The organism is Streptomyces sp. 8K308 (assembly GCF_004348315.1).
GTDB lineage: Bacteria > Actinomycetota > Actinomycetes > Streptomycetales > Streptomycetaceae > Streptomyces.
This window is the reverse complement of the sequence record NZ_SMKC01000355.1, coordinates 1-7,112: the sequence shown is the minus strand read 5'-3', so window position 1 is coordinate 7,112 and position 7,112 is coordinate 1. Positions and strand designations below refer to the sequence as shown.

Genomic DNA, 7,112 nt, shown 5'->3' with positions numbered 1-7,112 from the left:
CCCCCGTCACCCCCACCCGCCGGAAGCGCGTGACCGTCACCGCCCGGCTCACCGGCAACCGTCTGCTGAGCCTGCCCGGCGCCGGCAAGGAGGTGCGCCGCTTCACCCTGGACGCCCGCGACAGCGAGACCCCGCTCGAGTACGAGGTCGGCGACGCGCTCGGCATCCGGCCCACCAACTGCCAGGACCTGGTCGCCGAGTGGCTCGCGGTCACCGGCCTCGACCCGGCCGCCAAGGTCACCCTTGAGGACGCCGGCGACCTTCTGTTCGCCGAGGCCCTCCACCGCCACCTGGACATCACCCGCATCACCCACGGGCTGCTCCGCTTCGTCGCGGAGCGCACCGGCGACCGCGGCCTGCGGAAGCTGCTGCGTCCCGGCAACGCCGGCGAGCTCGCCCAGTACTCCTGGTGCCGGCAGGCCGTCGACGTCGTCAGCGAGCACCCGGTGCGGGCCACCGCCCAGGAGTGGGCCGACGTGCTCGGCCGGCTGAAGCCCCGCCTGTACTCCATATCGTCGTCCCCGCTCGACGACCCGCGCACGGTCTCGCTGACCGTCTCCGTCGTCCGCTACGAGAACCTGCGCGGCCGGCGGCGCAAAGGCGTCTGCTCGACCTTCCTCGCCGACGCCGAGCCCGGCACCGAGATGTCGGTCTTCGTGCAGCGCGCCCCGCACTTCAGACCCCCGGCCGACCCCGCGACGCCCATGGTGATGGTCGGCCCAGGCACCGGCGTCGCGCCGTTCATCGGCTTCCTCGACGAACGACGCGCCCGCGGCCACCGCGCGCCCAACTGGCTGTTCTTCGGCGAGCAGCACCAGGCCACCGACTTCTACTACCGTGAGGAGCTGAGCTCCTTCCGCGAGCAGGGCGTGCTCACCCGTCTCGACACCGCCTTCTCCCGCGACCAGCGCGCCAAGGTCTACGTCCAGGACCGGATGCGCGAGCACGGCCCCCGGCTGTGGTCCTGGCTGAAGGACGGCGCCCACTTCTACGTCTGCGGCGACGCCAGCCGGATGGCCCGCGACGTCGACGGCGCGCTGCGCGAGATCGCCAGGCGCCACGGCGGCCTCGGCGAGGACGAGGCCGCCGCCTACGTGCGCCGGCTCGCCGCCGACCGGCGCTACGTCCGCGACGTCTACTAGCCGCTAGCCGCTCGGCGCCTCGACCGGGCGGCGGGCGTGCGGCACCACCATCGGCGTGCCCGTCCGGGGATCAGGCACGATGTCGCAGGGCAGCCCGAACACGTCGCCCACCAGCTCGGCGGTCAGCACCGTGTCCGGCGGGCCCTGGGCGACCACCCGGCCCTCGTGCATCACCACCAGGTGGGAGGCGAAGCGCGCCGCCTGGTTGAGGTCGTGCAGCACCGCCACGATCGTCCGCCCCTCCCGGTGCAACTCGGCGCACAGCTCGAGGAGCTCGTACTGGTGGGCGATGTCGAGAAAGGTGGTGGGCTCGTCGAGCAGCAGCAGCTCGGTCTCCTGCGCCAGCACCATCGCGATCCACGCCCGCTGCCGCTGGCCGCCGGACAGCTCGCCCGCCTGCGCGTCGGCCAGCTCGGTGAGACCCGTGCGCTCCAGCGCGAAGGCGATCGCCGCGTCGTCCGCCGGCGACCACTGCCGCAGCAGCGTGTGGTGCGGATAGCGGCCGCGCCGCACCAGGCCGCGCACCGTGATCCCGTCCGGCGCCACCGGGCTCTGAGGCAGCAGCGCCACCTGCCGCGCCGCCTCCTTCGGCCGGTACGCGTGCAGGTCCCTGCCGTGCAGCAGGATCCGCCCGCCGACCGGCTTCAGCACCCGCGCGAACGCCTTCACCAGCGTCGACTTCCCGCAGCCGTTGGGGCCGATGATCATCGTCAGACCGCCGTGCGGCACGTCCAGGCTCAACTCCCGCACGATCGGCTCGCCGCCGTACGAGATGGTCACCCCGTCCGCACTCAGACCCGTGCCCACTAGAGCCGCCCCTTCCGCCACTCACGAACCAGCAGATAGCCCAGATAGACGCCGCCGAGCGCCATGGTGTAGATGCCGACCGGCAGTCCGTCCGACCACGGCGCCTGCTGCGCCACCAGATCGGCGAGCACCAGCAGCAACGCCCCCACCAGGGCGGCCAGCGTCTGGTGCGCGCCGGTGGAGCCGGTCAGCCGGCGGGCGATCTGCGGCGCCGTGAGTGCCACGAAGGCGATCGGCCCCGCCACGGTGACCGCGCCGGCCGACAGCACCACCGAGAGCGTGACCGCGAACACCCGGGTCCGCTTGGGATCGGCCCCGAGCCCGGCGGCCAGCTCGTCGCCCATCTCGCCGACGTCCAACCGGCGGCCGAGCAGCGCCGCCAGCGGCGCCACCACGGCCAGTACAAGCCAGATCGTCGCCGCGTGGTTCCAGTCCCGCGCCGACAGGCTGCCGTTCACGTACGCCATCAGCACGGAGGCCCGGTCCCGCTCCATCACGTAGACCACGTACTCGGTGAGCGCGAGCGCCATCGCGGCCACCCCGATCCCGGCCACGATCAGCCGCCCCGGGTTGCGGAACCCGGTGCCCGTCGCGAAGTACACCAGCAGCATGGCCGCCGCGGCGCCGCAGAGCGCGCCGAGCCACACCGGCAGGGCGCCGGGCAGCAGCAGCGCGAAGACCGCCGCGCCCGCGCCCGCGCCGGCGCCGAGCCCGATCACGTCCGGGCTGCCCAGCGGGTTGCGGGTGACCGACTGGAAGAGCGCGCCCGACAGGCCGAGCGCCGCCCCCGCGCCGATCGCCACCACGAGCCGCGGACCGCGCAGCCGCTCGAGCACGAACTCCTGGCTGCCCTCGGCCCCGCCGAACACCGCCCCGGCCAACTCGCCGAGCGGGATGCCGAGCCGTCCGAGCGTCAGCGTGGCCACGCACGCACCGAGCAGCAGCAGGAGGACGGCGAGCATCGCCAGCAGATAGCCGCGGTGCACGGGCAGCGCGACCGTCCGCCCGATCCGCAGCACCCCCCCGCTCCCGGCGGGGACCCTCTCGGAGACCGTCACGCGCTCCCCTTCATCCGCCGCACCGCGAACAGCAGCACCGGCGCCCCGACGAACGCGGTCACCACGCCCACCATCAGCTCCTGCGGGCGCACGACGACCCGGCCCACCACGTCGGCGAGCAGCAGCAGCGCGGGGCCCACGATGGTCGCGTAGCCGATCTGCAACCGAAAGTCGACGCCCACCAGCGCCCGCACCACGTGCGGAACGGCCAGGCCCACGAAGGCGATCGGGCCCACCGCCGCCGTCGCCGCCGCGCTCAGCAGCGTGGCCGCGACCAGACCGGCCGAGCGCAGCACCGTCGGATTGGCGCCGAGCGAGGACGCCGACTCGTCGCCGAGCGCCAGTGCGTTCAGCCCCGAGCCGAGCAGCAGCGCCAGCAGGAAGCCGGCCAGCGCGAACGGCAACACCGAGCGGAACACGTCGAAGTCCCGGCCGCCGAGCGCCCCGACCACCCAGTAGCGGTAGCTGTCGAACGCGTCGGGATGGGTCAGGGCGATCGCCTGCACCAGCGCCGTCAGCACCGCCGACACCACGGCGCCGGCCAGCACCAGGCGCACCACGCCCCCGTCGGCGCCAGCCGCCCCGATCACGTAGACCAGCAGGCCGGCGAGGAGCGCGCCAGGCAGCGCCCACCACACGGTGGCCGCCTGCCCCGAGACGCCGAAGAACGCCGTCGCCGACACCACGGCCGCGGCGGCGCCCGCGTTGAGGCCGAGCAGCCCGGGATCCGCCAGCGGGTTGCGGGTGACGCCCTGCATCAGGGTGCCCCCGACGGCCAGGCAGACGCCGGCGAGCACGCCGAGCGCGGTGCGCGGATAGCGGCTCTCCACGACCGTGGTGACATAGGGGTCGGCGTCGCCGGCCCAGACGTCGAGGACGTCGCCGAACGACGTCGACCTGCTGCCGAACATGACGCTGGCCAGCACGGCGAGCACCAGCACGGCCAGGCCGAGCAGCAGCGCGAACACCCGGCGAGCGGTGCCGACGCGGGAGGCGTCGGCACCGCTCGGGCGGGGCTTGACGAGGGTGGTGGTCACGAGGGCGTGTTACCCGTGGATCACTCGTCGATCGTGGCGACGGCCTCGTCGATCAGCGGCAGATAGCGGTCGATCACCCACGGCACGGTCAGCGGGTTGATGATCGAGGAGGCGGTGACGAAGGAGTTGTCGTCGCTGGCGACGATGCCGCCGCGCTCCACCGCCGGGATCGCCGCGTACAGCGGCTGCGCCTCGATCTCCCGGCGCGTCTCCTCGTCGGTGTAGAAGGTGAAGATCAGGTCACTGTCGGCGAGTTGGTCCGCGTTCTCCAGACCGATCAGCGCCGAGTCGGTGCCCTCGGTCTCCTCGAAGGTCTCGACCACCGGGTCCACCGTCAGGCCGAGGCCTGAGAGCATCGCCACCCGCTGCTCCTCCGGCAGGAAGACGCCGAGCGTGCCCGGGCCGGAGGTGTAGATGTAGGAGAAGGTGACGTCCGCGTACTCGGGGCGGGTCGCCGCGGCCTCCGCGAGCTGGTCCTCGATGTCCCCGATCAGGGTGGCCGCCTCGTCGGGCTGGCCGAGCGCGGTCGCGATGATCTCGATCTGCTCGTCCCAGTTGGTCGACCAGGCCAGGTCCGGGTAGGCGACGGTCGGCGCGATGTCGGAGAGCACGTCGAACTGGTCCTGGGTGATGCCGGACCAGGGCGCCAGGATCACGTCGGGCTCGAGCTCGATGATCGCCTCGAAGTCGATGTCCTCGCCGCCGGTGAACTGCGTCGGGAGCTCGTCCCCCGCCTCGGTCACGGCCTCGTGGATCCACGGCAGGTAGCCGGTGTCGTCGCTGCCCCACTCGTAGCTCTCGATGCCGACCGGGGTGTGGCCGAGCGCGATGGCGGTCTCGGCCGAGCCCTGCCCGAGGGTGACGACGCGCTCGGGCTGCTCCTCTATGGTGGCCGGGCCGAGCGCGCTCTCGATGGTGACCGGAAACGCGCCCTCGCTCTGCGCGGAGTCGCCGGAGCCGCCGGTGGTCTCCTCGTCGTCGGAGGAGTCGGACGAGCAGCCGGCGAGCAAGAGCGCCGCGGCGGCGGTGAGGGTGAGCGCGGAGCGGCGCAGGCGGGTCAGGCGGGGCGACATGCTGTTCCTCGGTGGGTGTGTGGTGCGTCGGTGTCCGGGGACGGAGGCTAGCTTAGGTAAGCCTAACCGTACAGTGCCTCCCGCCGGCCGCCCGCGCCTGGGCGGCCTCGCCGCCCGGCGGGGCCGGGTGCGGAGCCGGTCCCGCCGCGCTCCGGCCGACCCCTGCCACCGTGTTGGCCAAGACCCTGTACCTGCCGGCCCGCTGGCAGTCCACCGGTGAGGTTCCGTGGAGCCAGGACCGACCAGGGAGTCGGCCAACTTCATCCTGCTGTGGGGGGAGGAGTCGGGCACCAACCCGCTGAACGCGCCCGCCGAGTTCCGGTTCGACCCGAGCGGCTGGCTGCCGCGTGGTTCCCCCGCGTCCGGAACTAGCGTGTGCTGGCTCTGGGGCGGTTGACCGCGCCCCGCTTCCACGCGTCGTCGCCTCGGTGGGCGATGTCGCGGGAGCCGTTGTGGTCCGCGTGCAGCACGGTCCCGCGGGACCGGCATGCGAACCGTGCCTGGGTCACCCGGTTGGTGCGGTGGGTGTCCAGCACCGCGAGCCCGCTGGTCCTTCTTGGCCGTAACCCTCTGCCGGACGCCCGAGAGGTCTTCCAGGGCGATCCCGCGCGAGGTGCTCCCCCAGCCTTCGGCCGGGAGGTGCCCCCAAGCGGTGGCGACGAGTTTCTTGGCGATGACGTGGTTGGTGTTGGCGGCGTGCCGCGCTTCGCGGCGGCGGGCAGGCTTCAAGGCGCGCTTCGCGCTCTTGGTGCGCTTCTTCTGGAGCTTGGCGCGCAGGTGGGATGTGCTTGATCCGGCCCGTGACCGTCCGGATACTCATGGTCCGCTGATCGAGGTTCCGCGTCAGGATGCGGTCGTCGAACGGCTGCGCCGCGTCCTCACGGCACCGGATCGGCTTCGACTCCACCCCGCACCGGCGCTTGGATCCTTCAGGACCCAGGTTCCCGGCCTTGATGTTGGCCTTGAGCGTCGCGTAGGCGTCGCACACCTTCTTGACCACTCCTACAGCGGGCTGCGCGCCCAGGCCGAAGTCCGTTCTGAGCGCGTGGTAGACCTCCTTCTGCACCACATTGCGCCGCTTGAGGTCCTTGGCGATTGGCACCTCGGACGCCTGGTTCGCCGCCCGGTTGCACGCGCGCAGGGTCGCCGCCAAACCCCGACCGGGGCTGTGACGGCCGCGGTGGCGAGACGGACATCAACCCGGCGGTCAGCCCGTTCTCCCAGGCCGAGATGGTCCTCGGCGGTCGGTGACCCCCGCTCCGGGCGAGGGCCGCCGGGATTTCGCCCGGAGCCCGTTGTCAGTGCCTCCTGTCAGCATGGCGGCATGAACGACCACACCAGCGCCACCGCCGCGATCGCCGCCTACTGGGACGCGGCCGCCGACCGGTTCGATGAGGAGCCGGACCACGGCCTGCGCGACCCGGGGACCCGCGCTGCCTGGCGCCGCCGGCTGCGCTCCTGGCTGCCGCCGGCCCCCGCCGACGTGCTCGACGTGGGCTGCGGCACGGGCTCGCTCGCCCTGCTGGCGGCCGAGGCCGGGCACCGGGTCACGGGCGTCGACCTCGCGCCCGGCATGGTCACGCGGGCGCGGGAGAAGTTCCAGGCGGCCGACCTCGGCGGGCGGTTCCTCGTCGGGGACGCGGCGGAGCCGCCCACCGGGGACGCCCGGTTCGACGTGCTGCTGGCGCGGCACCTGGTGTGGACGCTGCCGGACCCCGAGGCGGCGCTGCGGGCGTGGCTCGCGCGGCTGCGTCCTGGTGGGCGCCTGGTGCTGATAGAGGGGCGGTGGCGGGAGGCCGGGCAGGCCGCCGAGCCCTACGTGGCGGGGGCCGAGTCGCTGCCGTGGGGCGGCGGCATGGCGGCCGAGGAGCTGGCCTCGGTCGTCAGGCCGCTGGTGGCGCGCCTGGTCGTCCAGCCGCTGAGCGGGGATCCGGCGCTGTGGGGAGGCCCGGTGGCGGACGAGCGGTACGCGCTCATAGCGGCACGGGGGTGAGC

At 73.4% G+C, this 7,112-nt stretch carries 5 protein-coding genes and 1 pseudogene; 2 read left to right on the top strand and 4 right to left on the bottom strand.

Features of this window, described 5'->3' with window-relative positions; translation table 11 throughout:
• Positions 1 to 1,142, top strand: a pseudogene (locus tag E1265_RS30945) (reductase); the annotation flags it as partial.
• A gap of 3 nt (positions 1,143 to 1,145) precedes the next feature.
• Here E1265_RS30945 and E1265_RS30940 read toward each other — a convergent pair.
• Genes E1265_RS30940 through E1265_RS30925 form a run of 4 tightly spaced genes read right to left on the bottom strand, consistent with a single transcriptional unit; the run spans position 1,146 to position 5,117 of the window.
• A complete protein-coding gene (locus E1265_RS30940; RefSeq protein WP_132934288.1) occupies positions 1,146 to 1,949 on the bottom strand; it encodes an ABC transporter ATP-binding protein in 804 nt (267 codons plus the stop codon).
• On the bottom strand, positions 1,949 to 3,007 hold the full coding sequence (locus E1265_RS30935) for an iron chelate uptake ABC transporter family permease subunit (protein ID WP_243741235.1): 1,059 nt from the start codon (positions 3,005 to 3,007) through the stop codon (positions 1,949 to 1,951). The genes E1265_RS30940 and E1265_RS30935 overlap by 1 nt, the downstream gene beginning before the upstream one ends.
• Positions 3,004 to 4,044: an iron ABC transporter permease gene (locus tag E1265_RS30930; RefSeq protein WP_132934287.1), complete on the bottom strand. Its 1,041-nt coding sequence runs from the start codon at positions 4,042 to 4,044 to the stop codon at positions 3,004 to 3,006. Before E1265_RS30930 ends, E1265_RS30935 begins: the two co-directional genes overlap by 4 nt.
• 20 nt (positions 4,045 to 4,064) lie before the next feature.
• A complete protein-coding gene (locus tag E1265_RS30925) occupies positions 4,065 to 5,117 on the bottom strand; it encodes an iron-siderophore ABC transporter substrate-binding protein (RefSeq protein WP_132934286.1) in 1,053 nt (350 codons plus the stop codon).
• Between the two features lie 1,324 nt (positions 5,118 to 6,441).
• Here E1265_RS30925 and E1265_RS30915 point away from each other — a divergent pair.
• A complete protein-coding gene (locus E1265_RS30915) occupies positions 6,442 to 7,110 on the top strand; it encodes a class I SAM-dependent methyltransferase (protein ID WP_132934285.1) in 669 nt (222 codons plus the stop codon).
• Positions 7,111 to 7,112 lie beyond the last annotated feature (2 nt).

Excerpts from the sequence above, each read along its gene's own strand:
- E1265_RS30925 (WP_132934286.1), bottom strand. The coding sequence starts at position 5,117 with ATGTCGCCCCGCCTGACCCGCCTGCGCCGCTCCGCGCTCACCCTCACC.
- E1265_RS30915 (WP_132934285.1), top strand. The coding sequence starts at position 6,442 with ATGAACGACCACACCAGCGCCACCGCCGCGATCGCCGCCTACTGGGAC.